Source organism: Cellvibrio chitinivorans (assembly GCF_035117775.1).
Lineage (GTDB): Bacteria > Pseudomonadota > Gammaproteobacteria > Pseudomonadales > Cellvibrionaceae > Cellvibrio > Cellvibrio chitinivorans.
In genome coordinates this window covers 220,621-236,722 of record NZ_JAYKKN010000002.1, presented here as the reverse complement: position 1 = coordinate 236,722, position 16,102 = coordinate 220,621, and the positions used below count along the sequence as shown (strand labels likewise).

The following is a 16,102-nucleotide window of genomic DNA, read 5'->3' as shown; positions in this document are numbered from 1 at the left end:
GCAAATTTATACATGAACAATTGTCGCACTATTATGCCTAGTTCAACCTCATGGTTTGTTTATATGCTCCGTACCAGCGACGCGCAAGTGTACACCGGAATCACTACCAATATGGCGCGCCGCTGGCATGAGCATTCATCTGGAAAGGCGGGGGCTCGCTATTTTCGCGGGCGCAAACCTGTGTTGTTATGTTATCTGGAAGCTGAGCATGATCGCTCCAGCGCCAGCCAGCGTGAATATGCGATTAAATCCCTAACTGCTGCTGCCAAAAAACAATTGATTGCCGAGCAACAAGCTCGCACAAACACTCTAATTACTCACCATCAATTAGAGGATTTACCCCATTGAGCTCGACAACCAAACGCCCTACTTGCAGCACTTGTGCAAGACCAATCCGCAATTGTATTTGTGCTCTGGTTAAGCATATAACCAATCGTGTAGATGTTCTGATACTGCAACATCCCGACGAATCAACCAATGCCAAAAACACCGCTGGATTGCTGCATTTAAGCCTAAAAAGCAGCCAGCTTCATGTAGGCGAAACTTTTAATGCTGAAGACATTCAGCGGTGGTTGTTTTCCAACCAAAAAACACCCGTTTTACTTTACCCGGATACGCCAGAGCACAAATCACTTGGCTTGATTGCGCCTCCGCCATTCGAGCCACTTGCCAATACTCCATTTGATCAGCTTCGCTTGGTGGTGATAGATGCGACCTGGCGCAAAAGCCGCAAAATGCTCTACCTCAATCCTGCACTCCAAAACCTGCCGCGGCTCGCACTGGCACACACACCGGCGTCGCTCTACAAGATCCGCAAGGCACATAGCGAAAATCAGCTTTCCACGCTGGAGGCAAGTTGTTACGCTCTACAACAACTGGAACAGGGGGCGGTTGATTATCAGCCCCTGCTAGATGCAATGAGCCATTTCGTCGCCCAGCAATCGGCATTTGTTCCTTCTCACATTCCCGATCAGAGAAATCCCGACTTATGAGTTATCCGACGTTTGAATTACTGCGCAGCCAAACTATCGATGCATTGAAAATCCGTGTTGAAGAATATCGCCACAAGGTTACTGGCGCGCAGCACATTCACTTGGCGGCCAATAATAATGAAAACGTCTTTCTCGTCGCCTTGCGCACAGTGCCACACGACTCAACCGGTGTTGCCCATATTCTGGAGCACACTGCGCTTTGCGGCAGCCAGAAATATCCCGTGCGCGATCCATTTTTTATGATGGTACGCCGCTCACTGAATACCTTCATGAATGCGTTCACCAGCTCCGACTGGACCGCTTACCCTTTCGCCAGTCAAAACCTGAAAGATTTTAATAATCTGCTCGATGTTTATCTTGATGCTGTGTTCTTTTCGCGCTTGGATGAATTGGATTTTGCGCAGGAAGGTCATCGCGTTGAATTTGCCGAAGCAGACAACCCGAATTCAGATCTGGTGTTTAAAGGTGTTGTGTTCAATGAGATGAAAGGTGCGATGAGTTCGGTTTCGTCACAGGTGTGGCATACCCTGTGTAAGTATCTTTACCCGACGACGACATATCATTACAACAGCGGTGGTGAACCGGAAGATATTCCCAATCTGACTTACCAACAACTGCAAGATTTTTATCGCACGCACTATCACCCGAGCAATGCAATTTTCATGACTTACGGTGATATTCCTGCGGCGACCCATCAGGAAAAATTTGAACTGCAAGCGCTGAGCAAATTTGAGAAGCTGGAGGAAATGATTAGCGTAGGCGATGAAAAACGCTATCACGCGCCGATTGCGGTAGAAGAAGCCTATCCTCTCGATGAAAATGATGCTGAGGATATAGAACACAAAAACCACGTTGTTGTGTCTTGGCTGCTGGGTAAAACCACCAATCTCGATGAATCACTGGAAACACAATTAATCTCCAATATTTTGCTCGATAACAGCGCATCGCCATTACAGCAAGCGCTAGAAACCAGCGAACTCGGACAAGCGCCCTCGCCGCTCTGCGGGCTTGATGATTCATCACTTGAAATGGCGTTTGTGTGCGGGCTTGAAGGCTGTGCATTAGAAGACGCGCCCAAAATCGAAAAAATGATTTTGGATGTAATGCACAAAGTAGCAGAAGAAGGTATTCCACAAGAGCAAATTGAAGCTTCGCTACATCAACTGGAATTATCGCAGCGCGAAGTCGGTGGCGATGGTTACCCTTACGGATTGCAATTAATTTTAACTGGGCTAACATCGGCAACACATCGCGGCGACGCTATTGCATTACTCGATATAGACGCAGCGCTGGAAAATCTGCGCAACAAAACCCGCGATCCAGAATTCATCCAAAAAACAGTACGCAAATGGCTGCTGGATAATCCGCATCGCGTTCGTTTGACCATGCGCCCTGATGTGCAAATGAACGGCCGTATTCAAGCTGCCGAACTCAACCGCCTCGCGCAATTAAAAGCCAACTTAAGCGATGATGAAAAACAACACATCATTGCGCAAACTCACGCCTTACAAGCGCGCCAGTTACAACAAGATGATGAAAGCATTCTTCCCAAAGTTGGACTGGATGATATTCCCGCAAATTTGCATTACATCGCCGGCAGCCATGAAAGCGTCAATAATTTTCCATTGCGCCGTTATAGTGCCGGCACTAACGGTTTGGTGTATCAGCAAATTACTTGCAAGTTACCTGCGCTGAGCGATGAGCAAATCAAAATATTGCCTTACTACAGTATTTGCCTTACCGAACTGGGAGCAGGCGACAAAGATTATTTAGCAACCCAGCGCTGGCAAGCAGAAGTTGTCGGTTCACTACATGCGTTTAGCAGCATTCGCGGCGCGGGTAATGATGTACAGAATATTGATGCCTACTTGACGCTTTCATCCAAAGCACTGAGCCGCAATAACGCGGCCATGAATGATTTAATGAAAGAAACATTATTAAACGTTCGCTTTGATGAACTGGATCGTATTCGTGAATTGATTGCACAAAACCGCGCGCGCCGCGAACAAAGTATTACCGGCCACGGACACAGTTTGGCAATGACAGCCGCCTGCGCGGGCATGAGCCCTTCAGCAAAAATATCCCACCAATTAGGCGGACTCGAAGGAATTACCGCGGTAAAAGCATTGGATCAATCACTGGATGATGAAAAAAATCTCGCCCAGTTTGCAGCGCAGCTCAACAGTATTCATCAATTAGTATTGAAAGCGCCCAAACAATTTTTAATTGTCGGCGAGCAGGAACATCTGGATAGCTATCGCGCTGACTTACAAGCGCGCTGGCCAAATGAAACTGTAACTGTAGATTTTGCTTCTTTTGATTTAGCACCGGTAAGCGAAACCATTCGCGAAGCCTGGATCGCCAATACCCAAGTCAACTTTTGTGCAAAAGCCTACTCAACAGTACCCAGTGAACACCCTGATGCAGCAGCATTGACTGTATTGGGCGGATTTTTACGCAATGGCTATTTGCATCGCGCGATTCGCGAGCAAGGTGGTGCATACGGCGGCGGCGCCAATCAGGACAGCAATAGCGCAGCGTTTCGTTTTTATTCCTATCGCGATCCGCGCCTGACTGAAACCCTGAAAGATTTTGATGATGCATTGGTTTGGCTGCAAGAAACTGATCACCAATGGCAATCAGTTGAAGAAGCTATATTGGGTGTGATTGGCAGTATTGATAAACCCGGCTCACCCGCAGGCGAGGCAAAATCAACCTATCAGGCAGAGCTATTTAATCGTACCCGTGAAAAACGCGAGCTATTCCGCAACAGAGTATTGGCCGTTACCGCAGCGGATTTAAAACGTGTAGCTAACACTTATTTAATACCGGAAAAAGCAAGTATTGCGCTGGTAACTCATGCCGGTAATAAAGAAGTGGCTGAAAAAATGGGACTTGCACTTAAAACTTGTTAAGAACGCAAAACAACCAAGTGTGCAGGGGTGCATAGTTTGCCCCCGGCCACATAGTTTTCCACGCCAAAGTCATCTAGTATTGGTCAATAACGGAATCTACATCACCATAAAACGTTGCATTGATGCCTGTTGAAACTTATGACTATCAACCAGCTGGAATATAGCGCCGCGTCCCATCCCGGTTTAACGCGCGATAATAATGAGGACTGTTTTCTCAGTCAGCCTGAACACGGCCTTTGGCTAGTTGCAGATGGCATGGGCGGTCATGAAGCAGGCGAAGTAGCAAGCGCAATTGTGCGCGATACCCTCGAGCAAGATACGCAAGAAAATCCGAATATATCCCTTCTCGATTCAATCCAGCATGCGCACACCAGTATTCTCGCCTCAGCATTACAGGGTGTTGGAGCTCCCGGCATGGGCTCAACCATTGTCGCGCTTAAAAGTCAGTCAAAAAAATACCAAATTGCATGGGTCGGTGACAGTCGCGCCTATTTATGGACACCAACCAGTGAGGGCGGACGACTGGAGCAACTGAGTGCCGATCACTCCTATGTACAAATGCTGGTGACAACGGGAGTGATTAAGCCAGAGGATGCAGATTCACACCCGGATAAAAATATCATCACCCAATGCCTTGGCATGCAGGAATTAACGCGGGTGAAAGTGGATGTTATTGAACAGGAATGGCAAAAAAACCAATGGATTTTATTGTGCAGTGATGGACTCACCGATGAGCTTAGCGATAAAACCATCGCGCACATTTTGTCTGACTCGCAGGATTGTCTAGCTGCGGTTGACCAGCTTCTGCATGCTGCACTTACCAATGGCGGACGCGACAATATCACGCTGCAAATTATTGAATCGCCACTGCACGATAACTCCGCTCGCAAAGGGTTGTGGCAATGGATTCCCTATTTAACCGGAAAACCCATTGCCGATGCCTGGATTTTTGGTTCCGCGCTGGTATCACTGCTTGGGTTATTGTTTTATGTCATCAACTTTTAGGCATTAGGCGCTTGATAGTTCAATCGCTCTTGGAAATTTACACAGATTCTTTTTAGATAGATACTGATTTATGGCAATGCAAATTCCCGGATACCGGGTTGTAAGAAAAATTAACCAAGGTGGAATGTCCACCGTTTACCTCGCTATTCAGATTAGCGTGGGGCGTGTCGTTGCCTTAAAAGTAATGAATCCGCAGCTCAATAATGACCCAGCTTTTAGCGAACGTTTTCAACGCGAAGCAACCATCGTAGGTCAATTATCCCACCCGAATATAGTGGCGATTTATGACATAGGCCGCCATGAGGATTTCAATTACATCGCCATGGATTATCTTCCCAACGGTTCAGTGCACGACAAAATGAGCACTGGTCTAAGCGGCGAAGAAGTTCTGCGTATTACGCGTGAAATTGCCAGCGCACTTGATCATGCACATGACAAGGGATATATCCATCGAGATATAAAACCGGAAAATATTTTATTCCGTGCCGACAATTCAGCAGTGCTCACTGACTTTGGTGTTGCGCGCGGCCTCGCTGTAAACTCACGTATGACCCATGTTGGTACCGTGGTCGGCACACCGCACTACATGAGCCCGGAGCAAACAAAAGGCAGCAGTGTCGATGGCCGCTCTGACTTGTATAGTTTAGGCGTTGTGTTTTATGAGATGCTCACAGGCACACTGCCCTACCAAGGTGAAGAAGCGGTCACTATTGCGCTTAAGCACATAAGCGCGCCCATTCCTAAATTACCGCTGCAATATCTGGCATATCAAAAAGTGCTGGAGAAACTGTTAGCTAAAAATCCTGACCAACGCTATCAATCTGGTCGCGAATTGATAGCGGCTATCGATGATTTGGAAAACAATTATCGTGTGCCCAACACAACTACGGCTCACTCCACTGATTTAACGGTAGTGAATTTAGCCAAAGCATTAGCTTCCGCTACATACAATGCGGTGCGATTCCGCTGGAACAAAATACGTGCACTAAGGTGGAATCCGAACAGAGGCTTTTATTCAAAGCCATCAACCAAAATAACCGAAATATTTTTTAACGAGCAGCACACGCCTTTAACAACTGCACGCGCGGAACTTGAAACACAAGTTCACCCCACTATCAGCCCGAAACAGTCAGCTCTTATAAAGCTGGGAATTCTTACCGGTATCTTTATTCTGATTGGTGCCGGTATCTGGTTCACGCAACAAAATCCATCTGCAAACCATATTCCTGTGGCAAGTGTTAGCTCAGTTGCGAGCAGTGCCCAACTCCAGAACCCAAGTAGCACTGAAGACAACAGCTCTAGTTCCACGCAAGGCAGTGCTCAGGTAAGTGATGCAGAAACAAATACTGTACCTGCACTTTTAGCTCCAATCGATATGAGCCCCGAGATTTTCCCCACTAGCGCTACTTCATCTAGCACGAGCGCCGAAGATGAAATTACTGCAAGCAGCGCTCCCGTTATTACCTATGCACTCAGGGTGACAACATCACCTGCGCAATCCCGCGTGCGCATTTTGAATATTCCCGAGAAATACGAACCCGGAATTCAATTGCCAGCTGGCCGTTACCATCTTGAAATCAGCAAATCTGGCTATGACATCCAATACCAATGGATCGAGTTGATTGATCAAGATCTCAACCTCGCATTTACCCTAAGCGAAAGCCTTGTACCTGGGGAAGAAATCAGTAGCCAAGTGATCACTTCTATCAAAAGCGATGGACCAGAAATGATTGGTATCCCGAGTGGGAGTTTTTTTATGGGCAACAAAAACGACCCGCTCAGCATGCCCGTACATAAGGTGACAATTAGTAAACCTTTTGCAATTAGTAAATACGAAATTACCTTCAATGATTACGATATATTTGCTCAGGCAACTAATCGCGCATTACCGAGCGACAATCGCTGGGGAAGAGATAATCGCCCGGCAATCAATGTCAGTTTTGAAGATGCACGTGCCTATGCCGCATGGCTTAGCAAAACAACTGGGAAAAAATATCGCTTACCAACGGAATCAGAATGGGAGTACGTTGCGCGCGGTAAAACAAATTCATTGTTTTGGTGGGGGGACGATGTAAAAGAGGCCAGCGGTCGCGCCAATTGTCGGCGCGGTTGTAACAGTAAATTTTCTGGTCTGTTTGGAGCCAAAACAGCGCCCGTAGGAAGTTATCCGGCAAATGGTTTTGGGGTTTATGACACCGCAGGCAATGTAGCCGAATGGGTTGAAGATTGTTTTGCAGATAACTACAGCCTGCACCCCAAAAATGGGCAGGCTATGCTCACCAAAAGTTGCGACACCCGTGTGGTGCGCGGCGGCTCATCCAAAGATAATGCTGACCGCCTCGCCAGCCACTTGCGCGACTATCATCGTGCGGAAATTTTTGATGCCCATTTAGGGTTTCGTGTCGTGATGGAAGGACAATAGTCCATCACGACAGGATTATTATTCGACTGAACGATTCAATACGGCAACAAACATAGTGTCTGAATCCAACTCAGGCACACCTAAAATACGTTGTGATTGAAGTGTAAATTCAGGATTTTGCTTTAAGAACCAATCGATTTGCTGTTCGTTTTCGCTTACTTGCCAACTACAGGTTGCGTAAACCAAATTACCATCTGTGCGCACCGCAGGTGCTGCATTGGCAAGAAGTTGTCGCTGCAATTGAATTAGCTCGTTAGTGTCATGCGTATCAAATCGCCAGCGAGCATCCGGGTTGCGGCGCCAGGTTCCAGCAGAGCTGCAAGGAGCATCGATCAACACCCAATCAAAGCCGCGTTGCTGTGCAATTTCTTTTGGCAAACGCAGTGGCTCCAAACCATCCCAGGTAAATGCGCGCACATTAAAAATATCGGCGCGCTTCACTCTGCGCTTTAATTCATCCAACTTATATTCATGCAAATCCGTAGAAACAACAGCGCCTTTATTGTTCATTTGCGACGCAATCGCCAAGGTTTTCCCGCCAGCGCCTGCACAGGCATCCCAGACTTTTTGACCTGGCTTAGCGGCAACGCTTAACGCGATTTGCTGACTGGCGATATCCTGAATTTCTACCAATCCATTTTTATACTCGCTCGTGGTATGAATGCCCGTACCACCCAGCGCAAATAATTGATTCTTTTCATTGAGTGATGCATTAACGCCTTGTTTCTGCAATCCATCCAACACTTGTTCGAGATCCGCATTTTTTTGCACACGCAGCCATAACGGCGGTGTAGTCACTTGCTGCTGAATAAATTGTTGCAGTAATTGATCAGACCATTCACTCGCCTGCTGGCGGGAAATTAATAACTCGCCCCATTGCGGACGCAATCCATGCCACAGCAAAAATACCGGCATATTAGCCATAGTCGCTTGCTGCACAAACCAATCAAAAAATTCACGGCGCGCTTCTGCATCACGCAATTGCGCCAGATTTTTTTTCGGCTGGCTACCAGTTGCACGCAATTGAATCCAATACCACAAGGCAACGGGAGCAATACTTTGTACATCGCGATGCTGCCACTCCAAATCCCACTTTAACCAATCAATGGCATCAGACTGATTGCGATAAGCAAATTCAAGTGCAGTTGCTAATTGCTGAAAACGCAACGCAGAAAACATAGCCAAGCTGAGCATCGCGACATCCGCCGCTTCAGCACGCGCATAAGTCGCAGCTGTTTTCGGCGCTTTGAATTTATTGTGCTTTTTAACCTCGTCGTATTCTGGTTTGGAAGTCGGCCCTGAATGCGCAAATTGACGCACGCTGTTTTTCAGCCATTTATCCAACGGAATACTGCCTGCGACTTCGCACCATGAGCGCCAAAGCGGCACCAAGCGAGAGTCTTCATATTGCGCAGCAGTGAGAGTATTGGATGAGGTTTGAGCAGAAGATTGCATAAGAAAAGCCACTGTAAGGTCAGGATCGAGAAAATCCAAAAGAACCCTATTCTACCAGCGATAACGACACCATGGCAGCTGGCCTACAAATAGCCTTATCCAGAATGGCGCACAAGAAAGCGAATAGCTCATTGATATTTTTAGTTTTTTTAACGCAGGGTAATTTTTTGTTTAGCCGTTTGCGCGAATCCCCAACGAGGCATACAACTACCTAAAGATTTATTCAGGAGATCATAAATGGCACCGCTTAATCGTCGTGAATTAATCAAGGCTTTTGCAGCGCTCGGCCTGGCAACGGGTGCAGCACCTTTATTTGCTGCCAGTTCATCGCCCAAGCGTATAGGCGTTGCGTTAGTTGGGCTGGGCTATTACAGCCGCGATCTGCTCGCGCCAGCGCTGCGACTGACTAAACATTGTTATCTGGCAGGCGTTGTCACCGGCTCACCGGAAAAAATTCCGGTTTGGCAAAAACAATACGGCTTGCTCGATTACAACATTTACAACTACAACAATATGCACGAGATCGCAAACAATCCCGACATTGATGTTGTTTATGTTGTTACACCAACTGGCACTCACAAAAAATTTACCGAAATTGCGGCAAATGCGGGCAAACACGTCTGGTGCGAAAAACCTATGGCGATGAGCGCAGCAGAATGTCAATCGATGATCGACACCTGCAAAAAAAATAACGTGCAATTAACCATTGGTTACCGCATGCAGCACGAATCAAACACTCAACGCATTATGCAATTTGCCAAACAGAAACCCTATGGCGATATTAAAAACATCATCGCCGAGGCGGGATATAACGGCACAGGTGCCAGCTACAGTTGGCGTGCCGATCCAGCACTCGGTGGCGGAGCCATGTACGACATGGGCGTTTACCCATTAAATGCTGCGCGTTATACCGCAGGAGAAGAACCAATCGCCGTCACTGCGCGAATGAACTCAACAACGCCCGTGTATAAAGATGTGGATGAAACAACCGAATTTGAATTGGAATTTGCCAGCGGAGCACACGCGCAATGTGTGACAAGCTATGCGAGATCAATGAATATTTTGCGCGCAAATTGTGAGAAAGGTTGGTACGAATTAAAACCGTTTCAGTCTTACAGTGGCGTACAAGGTAAAACCAGCGATGGCATCATCCTGCCCCCGTCACCGCTGAATCAACAAGCTACGCAAATGGATAATGACGCACTCTCCATTATCCATAATTCTCCCGTGCTGGTTTCTGGTGAAGAAGGAATGAAAGATATTGCCATTGTCGAAGCAATTTTCAAGGCGGCAAAGACAGGACAACGGATCACACTATAACAACTCAATCAGCCGCTGCTGAAACCACAAGGCTAATGGATAAGCAGATAACCACGCCAATACAAAACGGTTTAATCCAAACAGGATTGCGTTGGCCACATGAAAACAACCAGCGAAACACAACGCAACTATTAAGGTCGGTTGAGAGATAAATGCTAGCGGAAATAATAGCTCGGCAACAATCACACACCAGGAAGCAACGAATAACAATTGCCTTTTTTGAGCCAACTCTTTTACGGATTCAGAAACCGGATAAGCCGTTAATGCAAAAACTTCATACAGCGCTTTACCTGAGCGCCATTCAGGGTTTATCAACTTAACCCAGCCCGCCTGAAAATACGACAGCACCAACTGTAACACCGCATAACCCAACGCGATTTCTTGCCACAGTCGTGAAGGCGCGAGATACGACAACCACAATCCCAAAAGTACCAGTACAGTCATAGCATCACTGCCGCCATTGTAAGGCCCCTGAAAACGCCGAATGAGCATAAAACTGGTAACAAGCAATAAACCACAAACAACTAGCGGAAACACACCCAGCATCAATAGCAGTGACAGTGGTGCACGTAACAATGCGAGTTTTTGTTCAACACCTGAGGCACGAAGGAACTCCAGACTCTGCTGAAAAAGCGCAAGCCCCAATAGAATTTCGGTTAAGCGAATAGCCAGCTCCAAGGTCATACCCTGCCCTCTGGTATGGGTAAGGCATAGCAACCCGACTGAAAAACAACTTCATCCCTAACCAGCCCAATACGATCAGCAGATGTGTCCTCCGAATAAATTGCTCGAATCCGAAAGCACATAAATCTGTTAGATTCTGCTGCGCTAATTTCACCCGAACGAACCGCCAGCAATAAATGCATTGCGATTTCCTGCAGATAAAAATCGCTGTTCTCTTTCTGGTAACCCTCAAATATCCGCTCCGCACAACTATTGAGAAATAGCAGTTCATTCCATTGCGGATTATGTACAAATTGTTTTACCTGCTGCCAAAGCGATAGCGTCTTAGGCAAAGGACGAAAAGGAATCCATTCAGATGGCACATCCCCATCGGCGTTAACAACACCTACATCAAAACGAGGAGATACGCCTATGCCACTGAAAAAGCGCCAAGACGGAAAAAGGATAGGCAAGAGTAGATTGAAGAGGTTTATAGTTTTCACTATCAATTCCCAGAACTGACGCATTCACAATAGAATTCAAATTGGTGAAATAGTTTTACTTGCCTTCATCCTATTACACCGCCTTTTTCTTCAACTTCTCTATCTCATCGCGCAGTTTCGCTGCCACTTCAAATTCCAAATCTTTTGCGGCTTGGAACATTTGTTTTTCCATTAGCTCGATGGTTTTCCAAATATCTTTTGGATTGACTTCAACGCTGTATTTGCCGCTGCGCTCGGCAATCGCCATGGCTTTGTTACGCGCACTGCGGCCACCCGCGCCGGGAGCCACTGCCCCCTCAAGAATATCGGCAATATTTTTGTTAATACCTTTAGGGGTGATGCCGTGTTTGGTGTTGTGAGCGATTTGTTTTTCGCGGCGACGATCAGTTTCTTCTATCGCGCGCTGCATTGATCCAGTAATGCGATCAGCATAGAGAATCGCTTTGCCGCGTACGTTACGCGCAGCACGACCAATAGTTTGGATCAGCGAGCGATCGGAACGGAGGAAACCTTCTTTATCTGCATCGAGAATTGCAACCAGTGAAACTTCTGGCATATCCAAACCTTCACGCAACAGGTTGATACCAACAAGTACATCAAATTGCCCCAAACGCAGATCGCGAATAATTTCGATGCGCTCAACCGTATCAATATCCGAGTGTAAATAACGGACGCGAACACCGTGCTCGCCAAGATATTCCGTTAAATCTTCAGCCATGCGCTTGGTGAGCACCGTAATCAATACACGATCACTCTGTTCAACGCGCAGACGAATTTCTGTTAGCACATCGTCCACTTGCGTTGTGGCCGGGCGAATTTCAATTTCCGGATCGATCAAACCGGTTGGGCGCACAACCTGCTCAACTACCTGCCCTTGATTTTCTTCTTCGTATTTTCCAGGTGTAGCCGAAACCATAATCATCTGCGGCGCAATTCGTTCCCACTCATCAAAACGCATGGGGCGATTATCGAGTGCCGAGGGCAAACGGAATCCGTATTCAACCAGTGTTTCTTTACGCGAGCGGTCGCCTTTATACATGGCGCCGATTTGCGGAATAGTCACGTGACTTTCATCGATAACCAACAAAGCTTCTGGCGGCAAATAATCAAACAAGGTGGGTGGCGCTTCGCCTGGATTGCGCCCCGACAAATAGCGCGAATAGTTTTCAATGCCATTGCAATAGCCCAGCTCCTGCATCATTTCCAAATCGAATCTTGTGCGCTGCTCCAAACGCTGCGCCTCAACCAGCTTGTTGTTCTCGCGCAAATACTCCAAGCGCGTGCGCAATTCTTCTTTGATATTTTCAATCGCCTCAAGAATTTGTTCGCGCGGCGTTACATAGTGGGATTTTGGATAGACAGTAAAACGTGGGACTTTTTGTAGCACTTCGCCGGTGAGCGGATCGAAAATCGAAATCTGTTCAACTTCATCGTCGAACAATTCAATGCGCACCGCCTCAATATCCGAATCTGCCGGATAAATATCAATCACATCGCCGCGCACGCGATAAGTCGCGCGCGAAAATTCCATATCATTGCGGGTGTATTGCAGCTCGGCGAGGCGTCGCAAAATTTGGCGCTGATCGATTTTGTCGCCGCGCACTATGTGCAGCAACATTTTCATATAGGCTTCGGGGTCACCCAAACCATAAATTGCAGAAACAGATGCAATAATGATGGCGTCTTTGCGCTCTAACAGAGCTTTGGTTGCCGACAAACGCATCTGTTCAATGTGCTCGTTTACTGCGGAGTCTTTTTCGATAAAGGTATCGGACGAAGGCACATAGGCTTCAGGCTGATAGTAGTCATAGTAGGAGACGAAATACTCCACCGCATTATTGGGAAAGAATTCTTTGAACTCGCCGTAGAGTTGCGCTGCCAGCGTTTTGTTGTGCGCCATGATCAATGTCGGGCGCTGCACCTGTGCAATCACGTTGGCGACGGTAAATGTCTTACCCGACCCGGTCACGCCCAACAAGGTTTGATGTGCAAGACCTGCCTCTATACCTTCTACAAGGCCGGCAATAGCGGTGGGCTGATCACCAGCAGGTGCGAATTCACTGTTTACAACAAATTGCTTTGACATAGGAAACCAACGCTGAACTTAAAAAGAAATTGTAGCGAAAACTCACTCAAATAGGACAATAAGCTTCAGTCATTCACAACCAGATTGAAACTAAGAGCCTAATTCATCCCACTGACAATGCCTGTCAGTAAATCCCGAATGTAACAAATACCTAGCTCGCGCATCCATATACCAACAATCATCAAGGTGCCGCCATGCTCACTTCCCATCTTACAAACCTGCCTCAAATCATTAGTAGACCTGCTCGCGATGTCGCTACTTTGTTATTGCGCTTATATCTGGTACCAATTTTCTGGATGGCTGGTCTCAGCAAGCTCAATTCATTCGACAGTACGGTGGAATGGTTTGGTAACAGCGATTGGGGAATAGGCTTACCCTTGCCTTGGCTGATGGCTTGGCTAGCTACAGCAACTGAACTGGCCGGTGCGGTACTGCTAACTATGGGGCTATTCACCAGGTTGATTTCACTCCCTCTGGTGATCACCATGCTAGTCGCAATCACCCAGGTACACTGGGACAACGGCTGGCAGGCTATCGCCGATATCAATGCCCCTTTTGCCAACCAACAAGTATTAGAGTCATCCGAAAAACTGGCCCGCGCACGCAACATCTTGCAAGAACACGGCAATTATGAATGGTTAACCGCGAGCGGAAAGTTTGTCATTTTAAATAATGGAATCGAATTTGCCGCCACCTATCTAATCATGCTGCTTGCGCTCATCGGCTTGGGTGCAGGAAAGTACCACAGCCTGGATTACTGGCTGGAAGTTTATCAACGCAAGGAAAAAGACTAATTCATTGCTCACGCGCACCGCACAAGGAATGCTAAGCTTGCTCGCAGTTATTTCATCTCCATTTAGATTATTACCTATGCACCATGGATGAAAATCTGCTGATCACACAACTCATTGCAGGCGATGACAAAGCGTTTCGCTATTTAATTGGGCAATATCAAACGCTCATGCTCAGTATCGCTCGCGCTATTGCAGGCGATATTTTTGCCGATGAAATCGTTCAGGAATCCTGGGTTGCGGTTTATAAAAATATCGCTGGCTTTGAGCGACGAGCTTCATTGAAAACCTGGTTATTGACCATTGTGAGCAATAAAGCCAAGGCGCGCCTACGCAAAGAGTCACGTCTTCTGTCTCTGGAGCAATTGGACGGCGAAACACCCGGTAGCTATTTGGATAATACCCATTTCAAACACGATGGCCACTGGCAAAATTCTATCTGCCACTGGAACAATGAATCGCCCGATGCATTATTGGAAGAAAAACAATTACAACGGTGTATAGCAAAAACACTCATGCTTTTACCACCAACACAAAAAGCTGCTTTTATTTTGCGCGATATAGAACAACAGTCCTTCGATGATATCTGCGCACTACTCAACCTGAGCGCTGCCAATGTTCGTGTATTAGTACACCGCGCACGTTTAAAGTTAATGCAAGTGATCGACCGTTATCAGGAGACTGGCTCATGCTAAGTTGCAAACAAGTTGCCACACTTGCCAGTCAATATCTTGATCAGGAAACACCAACTCCATTGAAATGGAAAATCCGTATGCATCTAATGATGTGTGCCAATTGCCGGCGCTTTATGCGGCATTTAAAAATAACTCAAACTATGGCAAAAGACATAGACATCACCAACTCGGAAGCAGACACAGAAAAAGTTTGGCAAGCATTGCAACAAAAAATCAAACAAGATTCGCGGCAGGATTAATCCCCCGCATGGAATATAGACTGCGGATAAACTATGATCAATCGTCTTCCCCAAGGATTTAATATGCAGGATATAAGTAATAATATTTGCCGGCTCGCACTAATCACCGCAATCAGTTTGCTCAGTGCCTGTGTGGTTAAACCTAAAACTGTCGCCAGTTATAATGACAAATGTATGGTATCGACACAAAAAGTGGTGCTCACAGCCGAGCAAATGCAAATCTTTGATATTTCAAATTGCATTACTGGTAGCTGTAAAGCCGAAGTTGCTCAAGCTGCTGTTTTCTCAATTGTCACCACAACTACCACTGCAATCGTATCCGGATCAATCGCATTAGTAGGCAATACACTTTATTGGATGGAGAGCCAAGGCAAGTGTCCGAATATGGCAAAACCATCCGAACAAGAGCTAAGAGATTTACAAACACCGGGCGATGAATATCAGTTGGTAGAAGAGATAATTACCGCTAAATCCTGATTTTATTATTTACGTCGCGGTTTTCAAAAATCGGGCGCTGTTCGATCACATCCCTACCCGCTTTGCTCATGCGATCATAAAGAACCACATGAACAGTCGCTGCCAAATTCATACAGCCAATGGTTGGGATGTAAACCACGTGATCGCAACAATCCAAAATTTCTTTTTTTAACGAACCATCTTCCGGGCCAAAAATATAATAAGCATTATCCGGGTGCACAAAATCCATCAAGGGCACAGCACCTTCAATTAACTCAATTGCCACTAACTTTCTATCAATCTCAGGTGCATCGATACCAGATGCATTTAAAGTTAGCGCATCTGGCAGATGCTCAATATGAGTCAATGGGATTTTGCTCTGTGCATTTTTGGTATCGGTAGAAAACTTTCGCGCACGATCAAAACGAACACCGGAATAATAAACAGCATCAACCTCAAAGCAACCAGCAGCACGCATGACCATACCTACATTTGTTGGACTTTTGGGATTCACTAAACCAATAGTGGCACTGGGCTTTTGCATGCTTTATAACATCTAA

15 protein-coding genes are annotated in these 16,102 nt (G+C 46.6%); 10 read left to right on the top strand and 5 right to left on the bottom strand.

What is annotated here, in order from left to right; genetic code table 11:
* The first annotated feature begins 63 nt into the window (after positions 1 to 63).
* The 5 genes from SPL68_RS07660 (at position 64) to SPL68_RS07640 (ending at position 7,334) form a co-directional block, all read left to right on the top strand.
* A complete protein-coding gene (locus SPL68_RS07660) occupies positions 64 to 348 on the top strand; it encodes a GIY-YIG nuclease family protein (RefSeq protein ID WP_323814511.1) in 285 nt (94 codons plus the stop codon).
* Complete coding sequence (locus tag SPL68_RS07655) at positions 345 to 992, top strand: tRNA-uridine aminocarboxypropyltransferase (RefSeq protein ID WP_323814510.1); 648 nt, start codon at positions 345 to 347, stop codon at positions 990 to 992. The genes SPL68_RS07660 and SPL68_RS07655 overlap by 4 nt, the downstream gene beginning before the upstream one ends.
* The gene (locus SPL68_RS07650) at positions 989 to 3,907 is read left to right on the top strand and encodes an insulinase family protein (protein WP_323814509.1); all 2,919 of its coding nucleotides are present in this window, start codon (positions 989 to 991) and stop codon (positions 3,905 to 3,907) included. The genes SPL68_RS07655 and SPL68_RS07650 overlap by 4 nt, the downstream gene beginning before the upstream one ends.
* Positions 3,908 to 4,045: 138 nt before the next feature.
* The gene (locus SPL68_RS07645; protein WP_323814508.1) at positions 4,046 to 4,912 is read left to right on the top strand and encodes a PP2C family protein-serine/threonine phosphatase; all 867 of its coding nucleotides are present in this window, start codon (positions 4,046 to 4,048) and stop codon (positions 4,910 to 4,912) included.
* Positions 4,913 to 4,982: 70 nt separating this feature from the next.
* Positions 4,983 to 7,334 (top strand): bifunctional serine/threonine-protein kinase/formylglycine-generating enzyme family protein, encoded by a 2,352-nt coding sequence (locus SPL68_RS07640; protein WP_323814507.1) that lies wholly within the window; start codon positions 4,983 to 4,985, stop codon positions 7,332 to 7,334.
* A gap of 18 nt (positions 7,335 to 7,352) precedes the next feature.
* Here SPL68_RS07640 and SPL68_RS07635 read toward each other — a convergent pair whose 3' ends face one another.
* Entirely contained in the window at positions 7,353 to 8,789 is a 1,437-nt protein-coding gene (locus SPL68_RS07635; protein WP_323814506.1) for an RsmB/NOP family class I SAM-dependent RNA methyltransferase, read from the bottom strand.
* 237 nt (positions 8,790 to 9,026) lie between these two features.
* Here SPL68_RS07635 and SPL68_RS07630 point away from each other — a divergent pair, with 237 nt between their 5' ends.
* Positions 9,027 to 10,109, top strand: a complete 1,083-nt coding sequence (locus SPL68_RS07630; RefSeq protein WP_323814505.1) for a Gfo/Idh/MocA family protein — start codon at positions 9,027 to 9,029, stop codon at positions 10,107 to 10,109.
* Here the strand turns inward: SPL68_RS07630 and SPL68_RS07625 are convergent.
* From SPL68_RS07625 to uvrB, 3 genes are all read right to left on the bottom strand, one after another.
* The gene (locus tag SPL68_RS07625) at positions 10,104 to 10,793 is read right to left on the bottom strand and encodes an HTTM domain-containing protein (protein ID WP_323814504.1); all 690 of its coding nucleotides are present in this window, start codon (positions 10,791 to 10,793) and stop codon (positions 10,104 to 10,106) included. The genes SPL68_RS07630 and SPL68_RS07625 overlap by 6 nt on opposite strands.
* Positions 10,790 to 11,275: a hypothetical protein gene (locus tag SPL68_RS07620; protein WP_323814503.1), complete on the bottom strand. Its 486-nt coding sequence runs from the start codon at positions 11,273 to 11,275 to the stop codon at positions 10,790 to 10,792. The genes SPL68_RS07625 and SPL68_RS07620 overlap by 4 nt, the downstream gene beginning before the upstream one ends.
* 73 nt (positions 11,276 to 11,348) lie before the next feature.
* The gene (uvrB, locus tag SPL68_RS07615) at positions 11,349 to 13,361 is read right to left on the bottom strand and encodes an excinuclease ABC subunit UvrB (protein WP_323814502.1); all 2,013 of its coding nucleotides are present in this window, start codon (positions 13,359 to 13,361) and stop codon (positions 11,349 to 11,351) included.
* 194 nt (positions 13,362 to 13,555) lie between these two features.
* Here uvrB and SPL68_RS07610 point away from each other — a divergent pair, with 194 nt between their 5' ends.
* From SPL68_RS07610 to SPL68_RS07595, 4 genes are all read left to right on the top strand, one after another.
* A complete protein-coding gene (locus SPL68_RS07610) occupies positions 13,556 to 14,155 on the top strand; it encodes an HvfX family Cu-binding RiPP maturation protein (RefSeq protein ID WP_323814501.1) in 600 nt (199 codons plus the stop codon).
* A gap of 83 nt (positions 14,156 to 14,238) precedes the next feature.
* Positions 14,239 to 14,847 (top strand): RNA polymerase sigma factor, encoded by a 609-nt coding sequence (locus SPL68_RS07605; protein WP_323814500.1) that lies wholly within the window; start codon positions 14,239 to 14,241, stop codon positions 14,845 to 14,847.
* Positions 14,841 to 15,086, top strand: a complete 246-nt coding sequence (locus SPL68_RS07600) for a zf-HC2 domain-containing protein (RefSeq protein ID WP_323814499.1) — start codon at positions 14,841 to 14,843, stop codon at positions 15,084 to 15,086. The genes SPL68_RS07605 and SPL68_RS07600 overlap by 7 nt, the downstream gene beginning before the upstream one ends.
* 33 nt (positions 15,087 to 15,119) lie before the next feature.
* The gene (locus SPL68_RS07595) at positions 15,120 to 15,563 is read left to right on the top strand and encodes a hypothetical protein (RefSeq protein WP_323814498.1); all 444 of its coding nucleotides are present in this window, start codon (positions 15,120 to 15,122) and stop codon (positions 15,561 to 15,563) included.
* Here the strand turns inward: SPL68_RS07595 and SPL68_RS07590 are convergent.
* A complete protein-coding gene (locus SPL68_RS07590; RefSeq protein WP_323814497.1) occupies positions 15,553 to 16,086 on the bottom strand; it encodes an RNA methyltransferase in 534 nt (177 codons plus the stop codon). The two genes, SPL68_RS07595 and SPL68_RS07590, sit on opposite strands and share 11 nt — an antisense overlap.
* Positions 16,087 to 16,102 lie beyond the last annotated feature (16 nt).